The 13,581-nt window shown below is 67.5% G+C and carries 11 protein-coding genes; 5 read left to right on the forward strand and 6 right to left on the reverse strand.

Annotated elements, in window-relative coordinates:
• Positions 1-160 precede the first annotated feature (160 nt).
• Positions 161-2,746, reverse strand: a complete 2,586-nt coding sequence (locus ACIGHN_RS20485; RefSeq protein ID WP_396505774.1) for a PD-(D/E)XK nuclease family protein — start codon at positions 2,744-2,746, stop codon at positions 161-163.
• Between the two features lie 109 nt (positions 2,747-2,855).
• Between ACIGHN_RS20485 and trxA the strand changes: the two genes are divergently transcribed.
• The 5 genes from trxA (at position 2,856) to ACIGHN_RS20510 (ending at position 8,720) form a co-directional block, all read left to right on the forward strand.
• Positions 2,856-3,188, forward strand: a complete 333-nt coding sequence (gene trxA / locus ACIGHN_RS20490) for a thioredoxin TrxA (protein WP_056413228.1) — start codon at positions 2,856-2,858, stop codon at positions 3,186-3,188.
• Between the two features lie 261 nt (positions 3,189-3,449).
• Positions 3,450-4,712 carry a transcription termination factor Rho gene (rho, locus tag ACIGHN_RS20495; protein ID WP_056067265.1) on the forward strand — a complete coding sequence of 421 codons (1,263 nt, stop codon included), beginning with the start codon at positions 3,450-3,452 and terminating at the stop codon, positions 4,710-4,712.
• 271 nt (positions 4,713-4,983) lie between these two features.
• Positions 4,984-5,238, forward strand: coding sequence for a type B 50S ribosomal protein L31 (locus ACIGHN_RS20500; protein WP_056163725.1), 255 nt, complete (start codon positions 4,984-4,986; stop codon positions 5,236-5,238).
• A gap of 228 nt (positions 5,239-5,466) precedes the next feature.
• On the forward strand, positions 5,467-7,164 hold the full coding sequence (locus tag ACIGHN_RS20505; RefSeq protein ID WP_056413231.1) for a hypothetical protein: 1,698 nt from the start codon (positions 5,467-5,469) through the stop codon (positions 7,162-7,164).
• 218 nt (positions 7,165-7,382) lie between these two features.
• Complete coding sequence (locus tag ACIGHN_RS20510; protein ID WP_396505775.1) at positions 7,383-8,720, forward strand: MATE family efflux transporter; 1,338 nt, start codon at positions 7,383-7,385, stop codon at positions 8,718-8,720.
• 79 nt (positions 8,721-8,799) lie between these two features.
• Here the strand turns inward: ACIGHN_RS20510 and phoR are convergent, their stop codons facing one another.
• The 5 genes from phoR to pstA form a co-directional block, all read right to left on the reverse strand.
• A complete protein-coding gene (gene phoR, locus ACIGHN_RS20515) occupies positions 8,800-10,152 on the reverse strand; it encodes a phosphate regulon sensor histidine kinase PhoR (protein WP_056413239.1) in 1,353 nt (450 codons plus the stop codon).
• Between the two features lie 194 nt (positions 10,153-10,346).
• Complete coding sequence (gene phoB, locus ACIGHN_RS20520; RefSeq protein WP_056163714.1) at positions 10,347-11,054, reverse strand: phosphate regulon transcriptional regulator PhoB; 708 nt, start codon at positions 11,052-11,054, stop codon at positions 10,347-10,349.
• A 109-nt stretch (positions 11,055-11,163) separates the two neighbouring features.
• Positions 11,164-11,865, reverse strand: coding sequence for a phosphate signaling complex protein PhoU (phoU, locus tag ACIGHN_RS20525; protein WP_056163712.1), 702 nt, complete (start codon positions 11,863-11,865; stop codon positions 11,164-11,166).
• Between the two features lie 12 nt (positions 11,866-11,877).
• The gene (pstB, locus tag ACIGHN_RS20530; protein ID WP_056413242.1) at positions 11,878-12,660 is read right to left on the reverse strand and encodes a phosphate ABC transporter ATP-binding protein PstB; all 783 of its coding nucleotides are present in this window, start codon (positions 12,658-12,660) and stop codon (positions 11,878-11,880) included.
• Positions 12,661-12,718: 58 nt separating this feature from the next.
• Complete coding sequence (gene pstA, locus ACIGHN_RS20535) at positions 12,719-13,573, reverse strand: phosphate ABC transporter permease PstA (protein WP_396505776.1); 855 nt, start codon at positions 13,571-13,573, stop codon at positions 12,719-12,721.
• Between the last annotated feature and the right edge of the window lie 8 nt (positions 13,574-13,581).

The raw sequence follows: 13,581 nt of genomic DNA on the forward strand, positions 1-13,581 counted from the left end.
TTTGAACGGCGATGAGCAAGCGGACGTTGAAACTGGCGCGGCCAAGGCGTGGAGACACCGAGCAAGGGCCGCCCCGCAGCGAGGGTGTCGTCCCCCTGCCCGCGTAGCGCAGCGAAGCGAGAGCGGGGGGAAGGCGCGCAGCGCCTCAGGGGGGTGCACTCTACTCATTCCAGAAATCCTTGCGGCACAGCCCGCGCGCCGCACAGTATTCGCACACCATGCCCTCACCGAGCGCGGGCAAAGGGTCACCCGCGGCGATGCGCTCGAAGTCGTGCTGTATGCCCTCGACGAGCAGGTCGCGCAGGTGCACCACGTCCTCCTGCTCGTGCATCTGCGTCTCGCCGCGCTCGCCCACGTTCACATAGGCGGCGCGCAGCGTGTCGTGGCTGAGCAGCGCGGCGTAGAACGCGAGCTGGGTGTCCTCGGCGCCAGACTGGATGCGCTTTCGCGTCACGGTGTCGTTCTCGGTCTTGTAGTCGATGACCAGCGTGGCAGGCTCGCCCTGCGCAGCCACCGCAGGGACGGTGTCGACGGCATCGACGGCATCCACGCGGTCGAGCGTGCCGACGAGCTCCAGGCTGCCCAGCGGCTGCGTGGTGCGCAGCTCGGCCTGGCGAAAGCGGGCGCCGGTCTGCTCGTGCTGGGCCAGCCAGCGCAGGTAGCCGTCGCGCACCTGCGGCCAGCCAGCTGCAAAGGGCAGGAAGTCGCCCTCGCCCAGGCGCTGCTCGCGGGTCACTGCCTGGGCCGCCGCGTCCATGCGCGCCACCCGCTCGGGCGGGCTCTGCACCGGGTCGGCCAGCAGGGCTTCGTGAAAGTGCTGCAGCACCGCATGCAGCCAGTTGCCGAAGTCGCGCTTGTCCACGTCGGCGGCCAGTTCATCGGCCTCCTGCAAGCCCAGTTGGCGCAGCGCGAAAAATCGGTACGGGCAGTGCCGCAGGTCTGAATACGCGGTCGACGAGAGGCGCTGCACGGGCAGCCGGTCGCCCTGCGGCTGGGGCCGCTCGGTGGGGGCGGCGTCCACGGTGCGCTGCGTGCGGCTGTCTGCGCCGCCCTGCGCCGCGCCGTCCAGGTGCAGCGCCAGCACCAGCGGGCTGGCCAGCAGGGGCTCGCCACCCTCGTCGCCGGTGCGCCACAGCACGTCCACGGCGGGGGTCTGCAGCGCGTGTTGCCAGGCGGCGCGCTGGGCCATCTCTGCCGATGCCCGCGTGGGCAGGCCCCAGGCTTCGCGTTGCGCCTGCGTCCATTCGCCGGCTGGCTCGGGTGCGGCCTGCAGGCGCTTTTCATCGCAACCGGGCAGCACCAGCGCCGCAAACGGGCGCGCCAGCAGCTGGGGCATGGGCAGCACCACCACCGGCGCATCGCCCATCTGCGCGGGCACGTAGCGGTCGGCCTCCAGCACCTCGTTGGCCCAGCGCGTGAACTCGGCCAGCGTCATGCGGCGGCCCGCGCCGTCGCCCCAGCCGTCGAGCTCCGCCTCCTGCCCGGCCTGCAGGCGCAGGGCCGACAGCACGCGCGCGCCGGCGGCGTCTTCTTCGAGCACGGTCCATTGCCCGGTGTCGACCAGCAGCGTGCGCAGGGCCTGCAGCCACTGGGGCAAGGCACGCGCCGCCCGCAGGCTGTCACGCCAGTCCTGCACCTGCGCCACCACCAGCGCCACGTCGGGCACGCTCGCCCAGTCGTGCCGGGCCACGTGGCCCCACGATGCCATGGCGGATTTGCGCAGTGCGCGCTCCAGGCGGGCCAGCAGCGCGGCATCGGCACGGGGCACGTGCTTGAGCCAGTCCAGCACGGCGTCCGTGGTGGCGTCCCAGGCGCACCCGGTGAGCGCGGCCATCAGGCGCGCGGCAGCCCGCGTGGTCGACAGGGTCCAGCCGTTTTCATCGCGCACCGCCACACCGGCGCTGGCCAGGTGGGCGCCGATGCGGCGGGTGAGCGCGCGGTCGTTGGCGGCCAGCGCTACCGGAATGCGCCCTGCGGCCAGGTGGGCCAGCACACAGGCGGCTGCGCGCTGCGCCTCGTCTTCGGCGTCCTGCGCCGCATGCAGGGCCACGCGGCCGTGGCCGGCCGCGGGCTTGTCGGGCGATCCGGTCCACAGTGCCAGGGACGACGCCTTGCCGCCCCAATGCGCCTGCAGCGCCTGGGCCAGCGCATCGGGCTGAAAGCCGGGCAGCAGCACCAGCGCATCGATGGACCTGGCGACGCCGGGCTCGAACAGCACGTCGGTGGCGTGGCGCGATGCCAGTACCCATTCGAGCGCAATGCGCGCCACCACGGCCTCGAACCGCAGGGCCGAGCCTTCGTCCGCGGGCGGGAGCAGTGCGCGCGCCTGCTCGCCCCAGGCCTCGCGCTGCGACGGCGGCACGGCAGCCACTGCCGGTGCCAGCTGGGCCGCCGCCTCCTGCAGGGGCGTGGCCAGCACATCACGCTGCGCCGACAAACCGGCCTTGTCGAGCAACAGGCGGGCAGTGAGCGTATCGCGCGCCACGTCCCCCGCCAGGTCGTCCCCTTGCGGCACGAAAGCCGCCAGTTGGCGCGCCCAGTTGCGCGTGGTCTCGAAACGGGGCGCAAAGCCATCCGGGTGCGCCATGCCCCAATACCGCTGTGCCCAGGGCATCAGCTGCGCGTACGGCACCAGCACCACCGTGCGCGCCGGGTGGGCGGCGCACTGCTCGATGTGCAGGGCGACCTGGGCCAGAACACGCCGCCACAAGAGGGTGCACTGATCGGTTTTCGCTATGACTGTCATAGCGTCACAGGGCCCGGCCATACCGGTGTACGTGGGATTGGTTTCTGTCACAATGCCCAGACTTTATACGTACCCCGGTCGCAACCCGCCCAGACACAAGGAATACGCCATGGCCAGCGAACTCATCAAACATCTCTCCGACGCAAGCTTCGAAGCCGACGTGCTGAAGGCCGGCACCCCGGTGCTGGTGGACTACTGGGCCGAATGGTGCGGCCCCTGCAAGATGATCGCCCCCATCCTGGACGAAGTGGCCGGCACCTACCAGGGCAAGCTGCAGATCTCCAAGATGAACGTGGACGAGAACCGCGAGATCCCCGCCAAGTACGGCATCCGCGGCATCCCCACGCTGATGCTCTTCAAGGACGGCCAGCTGGCCGCCACCAAGGTCGGCGCCATGAGCAAGGCCCAGCTGACCGCCTTCATCGATCAGCAACTGGCCTGATCCCCCATGCCTCGCAGATCTGGCAGTCTGGCGGGGCATTTTTCTTTGGGCTTGCGCACCTTGGGCTGCACTGGCGATCGATCAAATCGCCAGCCCCTGAATATCCCGATTTTTTTCCTGTCATAATTCTTTCCGATCACCGGCCTGCACGCATTGGCAGCCGGAACAAGATCCCCGGCATGCCAGGCCTGCAAACAGCAGCTTTCCCGGCACCTGCCCTCTCCCCCAAGATTCACACCAGCTCCGCCAAGGAGTCACTCCATGCACTTAAACGAACTCAAGGCACTGCACGTGTCTGAAGTCCTGAAGCAGGCCGAAGAACTCGAAATCGAAAATACCGGCCGGATGCGCAAGCAGGAGCTGATGTTTGCCATCATCAAGAAGCGCGCCAAAGCGGGCGAGCAGGTGTTTGCCGATGGCGTTCTGGAAATCCTGCCCGACGGCTTCGGCTTTCTGCGCAGCCCCGACACCAGCTTCACAGCCAGCACGGACGACATCTACATCTCGCCCAGCCAGGTGCGCCGCTTCAACCTGCACACCGGCGACATGATCGAAGGCGAAGTGCGCACGCCGAAGGACGGCGAGCGCTACTTTGCCCTGACCAAGCTCGACAAGGTCAACGACGGCCCGCCGGAGCAGAACAAGCACAAGGTGATGTTCGAAAACCTGACGCCCCTGTTCCCCAAGGAGCAGATGCGCCTGGAGCGCGACGTCAAGAGCGAAGAGAACATCACCGGCCGCATCATCGACATCATCGCGCCCATCGGCCGCGGCCAGCGCGCACTGATCGTCGCCCCGCCCAAGAGCGGCAAGACGGTGATGATGCAGCACATCGCCCACGCCATCACGGCCAACAACCCCGACGTGCACCTGATGGTGCTGCTGGTGGACGAGCGCCCTGAAGAAGTGACCGAAATGCAGCGCACGGTGAAGGGCGAGATCATCGCCTCCACCTTCGACGAGCCCGCCGCCCGCCACGTGCACGTGGCCGAGATGGTGATCGAGCGCGCCAAGCGCCTGGTCGAGCTCAAGAAGGACGTGGTCATCCTGCTCGACTCCATCACCCGCCTGGCCCGCGCCTACAACAACGTCGTGCCCTCGTCCGGCAAGGTGCTGTCCGGCGGTGTGGACGCCGCCGCGCTGCAGCGCCCCAAGCGCTTCTTCGGCGCCGCGCGCAAGGTCGAGGAAGGTGGCTCGCTCACCATCATCGCCACCGCACTGGTCGACACCGGCAGCCGCATGGACGAAGTGATCTTCGAAGAGTTCAAGGGCACCGGCAACTGCGAAATCCACCTGAACCGCCGCCTGTACGAAAAGCGCGTGTTCCCCGCCATCGAACTCAACAAGAGCGGCACGCGCCGCGAAGAGCTGCTGCTGGCCCCCGAGATCCTGCAAAAGACCCGCATCCTGCGCCAGTTCATGTACAACATGGATGAGATCGAGTCGATGGAGCTCATGATCAAGAACATGAAGGCCACGAAGACCAACGTGGACTTCTTCGACATGATGAGAAGAGGCGGGTGACAACCCCCTGAGGCGCTGTCGCGCCTTCCCCCTTCTCTCGAATTGCTACGCAATTCGGGAAGGGGGACACCGCCAGCGCGGCGGGGCGGCCCTTGCGCGGCGGTTCGGGCCCAGGCCGCGCCAGTTTCAGCGGTCACGGGCCATCGCAAAAAGCCGTCCAACCGCCTGTGCCATAATAGAGGGCTTTTTCTGCGGAAAGTACGCTGGATGTTCCACGGCGCAAAGGTTGCACCGGGTTCAGCACGGCTCCCGCACTTGACAAGGATTGATCATGAAAGAAGGCATTCACCCCAACTACCGCGAAGTCCTGTTCTCGGACCTGTCCAACGGTTTCAAGTTCGTGACCCGTTCGTGCGTGAACACGAAGGAAACCGAAACCTTCGAAGGCAAGGAATACCCGCTGTTCAAGCTGGATACCTCTTCTGAGTCGCACCCCTTCTACACCGGCACGCAAAAGTCGGTGGACAACATGGGTGGCCGCGTCGAGCGCTTCCGCAACCGTTTCGGCAAGACCGCAGCGAAGTAATTCGCCTCCTGCGCGTTACCGCCACAAAAGGCAGCCCGGGCAACCGTGCTGCCTTTTTGCTTTGCAGCGGCTGGTCCGTGGTGGGCATCACCGCGCTGGCCGCGGGCCGGCGGGGACAAGAACGCGGGAGTTTTTGATCCCGACGCTGGCGGTCCCTGCATCCTGTATCGTTTTGGTGCGTTTTTGCGCTTATTCTCGACGGCTCCGCTTTTGCTGCCTTTCTGACGCGTGACTCCTCCCACCCCCGCCATCGTGACCCAAAGCGCCGTCCGCCCCCTGCCGCGGTGGGCGCTGCTGCTGCTGTGCATTGCCTATGTGGTGCCGGGCTTCGTGGGCCGTGATCCCTGGAAGAGTGCGGATGTCACCGCATTCGGCTACATGCTGGAGCTGGCGCAGCAGCGCACGCCGTGGCTGGCGCCCCTGCTGGGCGGCATGCCCCCCGAGACCGAGGGGCTGCTGCCCTACTGGCTGGGCGCCTGGGCCATCCAGATCACGCCAGCGTGGCTGCTGTCGCCCGAGATGGCGGTGCGCGTGCCCTTTGCCGCGTTGCTGGTGATCACCCTCATGGCCACTTGGTACGGCGTGTACTACCTGGCACGCAGCCCGGGCGCGCAGCCAGTGGCCTTTGCGTTTGGCGGCGAGGCCAACCCGCCCGACTATGCCCGCGCGATCGCCGACGGCGCGCTGCTGGCCCTGATCGCCTGCCTGGGGTTGGCCCAGCTGTCGCACGAGGTGACCAGCTACCTGGTGCAGCTCAGCTGCACCGCCCTGCTCTTCTTTGCCGTGGCGGCCATGCCCCACCGCACCGTGGCCCCTGCCATCGCGCTGGTGGTGGGCATGCTGGGCCTGACGCTCGCAGGCGCCCCGGCGCTGGCCACCTTGCTGGGCGTGGGCAGCGTGGTGCTGGTGGTGCTGGCCCCAGGCAGCAGCACCGACCGCCGCCTGCCCTGGACCCTGGCGCTGGCCGCCATCACCGTGGTGGCCGCGCTGGTCGCCTGGAAGCTCGACCTGTGGCGCTGGCGGATCGTGGGCGCAAATTCTGGCGGCAAGGAATGGCAGAGCCTGGCGCGGCTGCTGCTGTGGTTTGGCTGGCCCGCCTGGCCGCTGGCCCTGTGGACGCTGTGGCGCTGGCGCAAGCAGATCTTCAGCCGGCAAGGCCATCGGCATCTGCTGCTGCCCCTGTGGTTCTCTGCCGTCTCCATTGCCGCCACGATCACCACGCAGCCGGCCGACCGGGCGCTGCTGCTGGGCCTGCCGGCGCTGGCCGCGCTGGCGGCATTCGCCCTGCCCACCCTGCGGCGCAGCGTGGGCGCGCTGATCGACTGGTTCACGCTGCTGTTCTTCACCGTGTCGGCCCTGGCCATCTGGGTGATCTGGATCGCGATGCAGACAGGCTTTCCGGCCAAGCCGGCGGCCAACGTGGCCAAGCTGGCACCGGGCTTTGTGCCGCAGTTTTCTGCGCTGGCGCTGGTGGTGGCCCTGGCGGCGACCGCCGGCTGGTGCGTGCTGGTGTGGTGGCGCGCCTCGCGCGACCGCGCGCCGATCTGGAAGAGCCTCGTGCTGCCCGCGGGTGGTGCGGCGCTGGGCTGGGTCCTGCTGATGACACTGTGGTTGCCGCTGCTGGACTATGCCCGCAGCTACGGCCCCCAGGTGCGCGCCGTGCAGGCGGTGCTGGGCACGAACCCCGGGTGCGTGCAGACGGTGGGCCTGAGCCGCGCGCAGGTTGCCGCACTGCAGTACCACGGCCAGCTCAGGCTGGAGCGCGCGGGCCTGCAGGACGAATGCAACTGGTTGGTGGCGGACATGGAATCCTGGCCGGCGTCCGAGCGCATGGTCAACGCGGCGCTCTGGGAGCGCCTGGCGGTCGTTCCCCGCCCCACCGACAAGAACGATCACCTCCTGGTGCTGCGGCGCAGGGGGAGCTGACGCGCCAGCCCGTTCGGCGTCACGCCCTGGCCCTCACGGGGCGCGCGGCGTGGCTGCCAGCATGCCAGCACCAAAGGCTTTCACCCCCCCGCGCCGCTGGCCTGGCCACGCAGCGTGTCGACGTGAAGCCTTGCAGGGCGCATTTGAAAATCTCCACGGGCTGACCCGTCGCTGGCTGCATGGACGGCCGGCAGGCACAGCGCTACACACACCCTGACATGTCCGAGCTATCCACCATCTCCCGGCACGCCGCCACCGTTCTGACCGGGCAACTGGCCGTCATGGCATTCGGCGTGACGGACACCATCGTCGCGGGCCGCTATGGCGAGGCCTCGCTGGCCGCACTGTCGGTCGGCTCGGCCATCTTCATCAGCGTGTACGTGGCGCTCATCGGCGTGCTGCAGGCGCTGCTGCCGGTGTGGGCGGAACAGCGCGGCGCGCGGCAGACCGAGGCCATCGGCCGGTCACTGCGGCAGGCGATGTACCTGTGCGCGGCGGCATCGGTGGTGGGCATGGCCATCCTGCTGTCGCCCGGCCCCCTGCTGCGCTGGACGGAAGTGCCGCCCGCCCTGCGCACCGAGGTCGAGCGCTACCTGGCCGTGCTCGCGCTGGCGCTGCCACCGGCCCTGCTGTTTCGCATCTACAGCACCCTGAACCAGGCGCTGGGGCGCCCGCAGCTCGTCACCTGGCTGCAGGTGGGCTCGCTGTTCATCAAGCTGCCGCTGTCGATCTGGTTCACCTTCGGCGGCATGGGGCTGCCCGCACAAGGGGTGGTGGGCTGCGCCTGGGCCACGCTCATCGTCAACTGCAGCATGCTGGGCCTGGCCATCTGGCTGCTGCGCACGCGGGACATCTACGACCCGCTCGCCATCTGGCGCCGCATGGAGCGCCCCCACTGGCCCACCATCGCCGGGTTCGCGCGGCTGGGCGTGCCGGCCGGGCTGGCAGTCATGGTGGAGGTGACCTCGTTCACGCTCATGGCGCTGTTCATCGCGCGCCAGGGCACCATCGCATCGGCCGCGCACCAGATCGCGTCCAACCTGGCAGCGGTGCTCTACATGGTGCCGCTGTCGCTGTCGATCGCCACCAGCGCACGCACCAGCTACTGGCTGGGGGCGGGCGAGCCGGCGCGTGCCCGGCAGGTGGTTCTGCTGGGCTTGAGGCTTGCAGCGCTCGCTGCCATTGCGCTGGCAGCTATATTATTCATAGCAAGACACCACCTGGGCAGCATCTACTCCAGCAATGCTGCGGTGGTGGCGATGGCGGGCGGCGTGCTGGTCTGGGTGGCCGCCTACCACCTGGCGGATGCGATGCAGACCCTGTGCGTGTTCGTGCTGCGCTGCTACCGGATCACGGTGGCACCGCTGGTGGTGTACTGCGTGTTGCTGTGGGGCGCGGGCCTGGGCGGCGGCTATCTGTGGGCCTACCACGGCGCGGGCGTGTGGGCGGTAGCGCCCTCCCCCATGCCGTTCTGGGCCGCCAGCGCGGCGGCCCTGCTGGCCACGGCGCTGCTGTTCGTGGCCATGCTGTGGCGGGCCATTCACCGGCAGGGCTGAGGTGCGCCGCCTTCGGATGCAGGCATTGCCCTGCCTTGCCCCATCTTGCCCTGCGTGGTTCGTCTGACCGTCTGGCCTGTCAGGCGGCCACCGCAGGCAGCGTAAAGCCGCGCAACCGGTTGGCCGGGAAGGTCACCGCGAACACCGAGCCCTTGCCCAGCGTGCTGGAGATCTCGAGCGTGGCGCCGTGCCGCTGCAGCACGTGCTTGACGATGGCCAGCCCGAGGCCGGTGCCACCGGTCTCGCGCGAGCGGCTGCGGTCCACGCGGTAGAAGCGTTCGGTCAGGCGGGGGATGTGTTCGGGGGCGATACCGGGACCGGTGTCCTGCACCGAGAAGACGGCACTGCCGTCGTCCTTGCGCTGCCAGGCGATCGTGATGGAGCCACCTGCTGGCGTGTAACGCACGGCATTGTTGATCAGGTTGGACAGGGCACTTTGCAGCTCGGCAGGCACGCCGGCGATCTGGCCTTCCATGCGCAGGCTCTCAGCCCCCGGAAAGACCATCACATGCTGCCGCGGCAGGTTTTGCGTGAGCAGCGCAGACAGCGCGCGCCCTTCTTCCTCGCAGCGCTGCAGCAGCGCCTGCACCGGGGTCCATTCGGCCATGCCGGGCGGCGGGCTCCCCTCCAGCCGCGACAGGGTCAAGAGGTCCTGCACCACGCTCTGCATGCGCTGGGCCTGCTGCGCCATCATGCCCAGGTAGCGGGAGCGCTCGTCGGCGTTCAAGGGCAGGGTCTGCAGGGTTTCCACAAAGCCCGTCAGCACCGTGAGCGGCGTGCGGATCTCGTGCGACACGTTGGCCACGAAGTCGCGCCGCATGGCGTCCGCCTGCTCCAGGGCTGTCACGTCGCGCGACAGCAGCAGGGTGCGCCCGTCGCCGTAGGGGTGCAGGTGCACCGAGATGCGCACCGGCCGCGACGGCGTGCTGAAACGCCCTTCCAGCACCACGTCGTGCGCAAAGTCCTGCTCGGCAAAATACGCGGTGAACTCGGGGTCGCGCACCAGGTTGCCGATGGACTGCATCACATCGCGCTGCGCGTCGAAGCCGAACTGGTTGGCCGCCATCTGGTTGCACCATTCGATGCGCCCCTGCGCATCGAGCAGCACCACGCCGTTGGGCGTGGCCTGCAGGGCGGCGAGGATCTCCTGCAGCCGGTCCTGGCTGTCGCGGATCTGCGCTTCCTGCCGGCGCAGCAGGCGCCGCGCCCGGTCGGCCGCCTCGCCCCAGATGCCGCGCATGGACGGCACGTCGGTCAAATCGCCCGTGCGCAGCCAGCGCAGCACGCGCGCGCCGCGCAGCAGGTCCCACACAAACCAGGCCCACCCGGCCAGCGCGGCACCCAGTGCGGCGCCCCACGGCCCTCCCTGCCACCAGCCCAGGCTACCGCCCGCAATCTGCCAGAGCAGAAAATACGTAATTCGCCACAGCATCCGGTCCGCAACGCCTTTTCAAAAACACCAGGGGCGCAACGCGTGCGCCCCGTTCAAGACAGCAAGAAAAACAAGCTCATACGGATTTGCGTTCAATCATTCAATGCCGTTGGGGCTGAGCTTGTCGAAGCCTCGCGCGGCGCTTCGACAAGCTCAGCGTGAACGGGTTTTATATTTTTGAAGGCAAATGGATATCAGGCCTGCAACTGCACCTGCGGCTGCGCCGTGAGGCGATAGCCTGCGCCGCGCACGGTCTCGACCATGACGGACGCGGACCCGAGGGCTTCGCGCAGGCGCTTGACGTGCACGTCCACCGTGCGCTCCTCGATGAAGACGTGGTCGCCCCACACCTTGTCGAGCAGCTGCGAGCGGCTGTGCACGCGTTCGGCATGCTTCATCAAAAAGTGCAGCAGCTTGAACTCCGTGGGGCCCACCTTGAGCGGCTGGCCCTGGAAGGTCACGCGGTATGTGCCGGCATCGAGCACCAGCTCGCCGATGGTCACGCTGTCGCTGACCTGCTCCGGCGCGCGGCGGCGCAGCACGGCGCGGATGCGGGCCAGCAGCTCCTGCGTGGAGAACGGCTTGGTGATGTAGTCGTCGGCACCGGCATCGAGCCCCGCCACCTTGTCCGGCTCGTCGCCGCGTGCGGTGAGCATGAGGATGGGGATCGGCTTGGTGCGGCTGTCGGCACGCCACTTGCGGGCCAGCGACAGGCCGCTTTGGCCCGGCAGCATCCAGTCCAGCAGGATGACATCGGGCAGCACGGCATCGAGCTCGCGCTGGGCGGACTCGCCGTCTTCCGCCCAGAAGGGCTGGAATCCGTTGTGGCGCAGATTGACGGCAATCAGCTCGGCAATCGCGGGTTCGTCCTCGACGATGAGGACGCGTGGGAGTTTTCTCATCGCCGGGCCGCCCCCAGGTGAGAAAGCGCTGCGCTCAGAAAGCAGCGGCCCGTGTGGCGGCGGAGCGTGGGGGTGAGTTCTGTCATGGTGTTGCCAAAGCCCTTTCTTCTTACAGCACGGCCGACTCGATCTCGTCGAGGGCAGTGTGGCGCACATCCTTGCCCTTGACCAGATAGATGATCAGCTCGGCCACGTTCTTGGAATGGTCACCGATGCGCTCGATCGCCTTGGCCAGGAACAGCAGGTCCAGACTGGGGGAGATGGTGCGGGGGTCTTCCATCATGTAGGTGACGAGCTTGCGCACGAAGCCGTCGAACTCCTTGTCGATGAGGTCGTCCTCCTTGAGGATGGCCACGGCGGCCTTCACGTCCAGGCGCGCAAACGCGTCCAGCGTCTTGCGCAGCAGGCCCGAGGCCAGCTCGGCGGCGGTGCGCAGGTCGCTCGACGGCAGCGAGCGCGGGGCGCCGCTCTCGATGATGGAGCGCACCATGCGCGCCATCTTGTTGGCCTCGTCGCCCATGCGCTCCAGGTTGGCCGTGGCCTTGGAGAAGGCCAGCAGCAGGCGCAGGTCGCGCGCGGTGGGCTGGCGGCGGGCGATGATGGAGGACAGCTCCTGGTCGATCTCGACCTCCATCGCGTTGATGCGGGTCTCCATCGAGGCGACGGTTTCCACGGCCTCCAGGCTGAACTGGGACAGGGCATAGACCGCCTGGCGGATCTGCGACTCCACGAGGCCGCCCATCTCCATGACGCGGGCGGAGACGCTGTTGAGTTCGCTGTCGAACTGCGAGGAAAGATGTTTATCGGGCATCTCGTTGTCTCCTTAGCCGAAACGGCCGGTGATGTAGTCTTCGGTTTCCTTGCGCTCGGGCTTGAAGAAGATCTGTTCGGTGGCACCGAACTCGATCATTTCACCGAGGTACATGTAGGCGGTGTAGTCGCTGCAGCGTGCGGCCTGCTGCATGTTGTGCGTCACGATGGCAATGGTGTAGTCGTGCTTGAGCTCGTCGATCAGCTCCTCGATCTTGGCGGTGGACAGCGGGTCCAGCGCCGACGTAGGCTCATCGAGCAGCAGCACCGAAGGCTTCACCGCCACGCTGCGCGCAATGCACAGGCGCTGCTGCTGGCCGCCGGACAGCGACAGGCCGCTCTGGTGCAGCTTGTCCTTCACCTCGGTCCACAGCGCGGCCTTGGACAGCGCCCATTCCACGCGGTCGTCCATCTCGCTCTTGCTCAGGCTCTCGTACAGCTTCACGCCGAAGGCGATGTTGTCGTAGATGGACATGGGAAACGGCGTGGGCTTCTGGAACACCATGCCGATGCGGGCGCGCAGCAGGTTGATGTCCTGCTTGGGGTCCAGGATGTCCTGGCCGTAGAAGTTGATCTTGCCCTCGGCCCGCTGGCCGGGGTACAGGCTGTACATGCGGTTGAGCGTGCGCAGCAGGGTCGACTTGCCGCAGCCCGATGGGCCGATGAAAGCGGTGACCTTGTGTTCTGCGATGTTGAGGCTGACGTTGCGCAGCCCCTGGAATTTGCCGTAGAAGAAACTCAGGTTGCGCAGTTCCAGCGCGTTCTTGCTGGCAGTGGCGGTAGCAGTAGCGGTCATTGTCAAATCCTGAAAATGGGGACTGTCTGGGGGGTGTCTGCGTACGGGGGCAGGCAGGTCAGGCGCGGCTCTTCTCGCGCAGGAAAACCCGCGCCACGACGTTGAGGATCAGCACCGAGAGCGTGATGAGCAGTGCGCCGCCCCAGGCCAGGCGCACCCAGTTTTCGTAGGGGCTCAGCGCAAACTGGAAGATCACCACGGGCAGGTTCGCCATGGGCGCATTCATGTTGGTGCTGAAGAACTGGTTGTTCAGTGCGGTGAACAGCAGGGGCGCCGTCTCGCCGCTGATGCGGGCCACGGCCAGCAGCAGGCCGGTCATCACACCGCTGCGCGCTGCGCGCAGGGTGACCATGACGGAGACCTTCCAGCGCGGTGCGCCCAGGGCAAACGCCGCTTCCCGCAGGCTGCCCGGCACCAGGCGCAGCATGTTCTCGGTGGTGCGCACGACCACGGGCACCGCGATCAGCGACAGCGCCAGGCTGCCGGCCCAGCCGGAAAAGTTGCCCACGGTGGCCACGGCAATCGCGTAGACGAACAGCCCCAGCACGATGGAGGGCGCAGACAGCATGATGTCGGTCACGAAGCGGGTGAGCTCGGCGGTCTTGCTCTGGCCGCTGTACTCGGCCAGGTAGACGCCGGCCAGCACGCCGATGGGCGTGGACACCAGCACGGTGAAGCCCACCATCATCAGGCTGCCCACGATGGCGTTGGCCAGGCCACCGCCTTCCGAGCCGGGGGCTGGGGTGGACTGGGTGAACATGTTCCAGTCCAGCGCGGCGAAGCCGTTGGACAGCAGCACGCTCAGGATCCAGAGCAGCACGAACAGGCCCAGCACCATCGCGCCCAGGGACAGGGTCAGGCCGATGGCGTTGGAGCGCTGGCGCTTTTTGTACAGTTGTTGGTTGAATTCCATGGAGCTTG

The sequence above is a fragment of the Acidovorax sp. NPDC077693 genome (assembly GCF_044542805.1).
Lineage (GTDB): Bacteria > Pseudomonadota > Gammaproteobacteria > Burkholderiales > Burkholderiaceae_C > Acidovorax.

What these genes read in the sequence shown, in the direction of transcription:
- phoR (WP_056413239.1), bottom strand. Translation starts at nt 10,152, where the DNA reads ATGCTGTGGCGAATTACGTATTTTCTGCTCTGGCAGATTGCGGGCGGT.
- ACIGHN_RS20485 (WP_396505774.1), bottom strand. Translation starts at nt 2,746, where the DNA reads ATGACAGTCATAGCGAAAACCGATCAGTGCACCCTCTTGTGGCGGCGT.
- ACIGHN_RS20510 (WP_396505775.1), top strand. Translation starts at nt 7,383, where the DNA reads ATGTCCGAGCTATCCACCATCTCCCGGCACGCCGCCACCGTTCTGACC.
- phoU (WP_056163712.1), bottom strand. Translation starts at nt 11,865, where the DNA reads ATGCCCGATAAACATCTTTCCTCGCAGTTCGACAGCGAACTCAACAGC.
- trxA (WP_056413228.1), top strand. Translation starts at nt 2,856, where the DNA reads ATGGCCAGCGAACTCATCAAACATCTCTCCGACGCAAGCTTCGAAGCC.
- pstB (WP_056413242.1), bottom strand. Translation starts at nt 12,660, where the DNA reads ATGACCGCTACTGCTACCGCCACTGCCAGCAAGAACGCGCTGGAACTG.
- pstA (WP_396505776.1), bottom strand. Translation starts at nt 13,573, where the DNA reads ATGGAATTCAACCAACAACTGTACAAAAAGCGCCAGCGCTCCAACGCC.
- ACIGHN_RS20500 (WP_056163725.1), top strand. Translation starts at nt 4,984, where the DNA reads ATGAAAGAAGGCATTCACCCCAACTACCGCGAAGTCCTGTTCTCGGAC.
- rho (WP_056067265.1), top strand. Translation starts at nt 3,450, where the DNA reads ATGCACTTAAACGAACTCAAGGCACTGCACGTGTCTGAAGTCCTGAAG.
- phoB (WP_056163714.1), bottom strand. Translation starts at nt 11,054, where the DNA reads ATGAGAAAACTCCCACGCGTCCTCATCGTCGAGGACGAACCCGCGATT.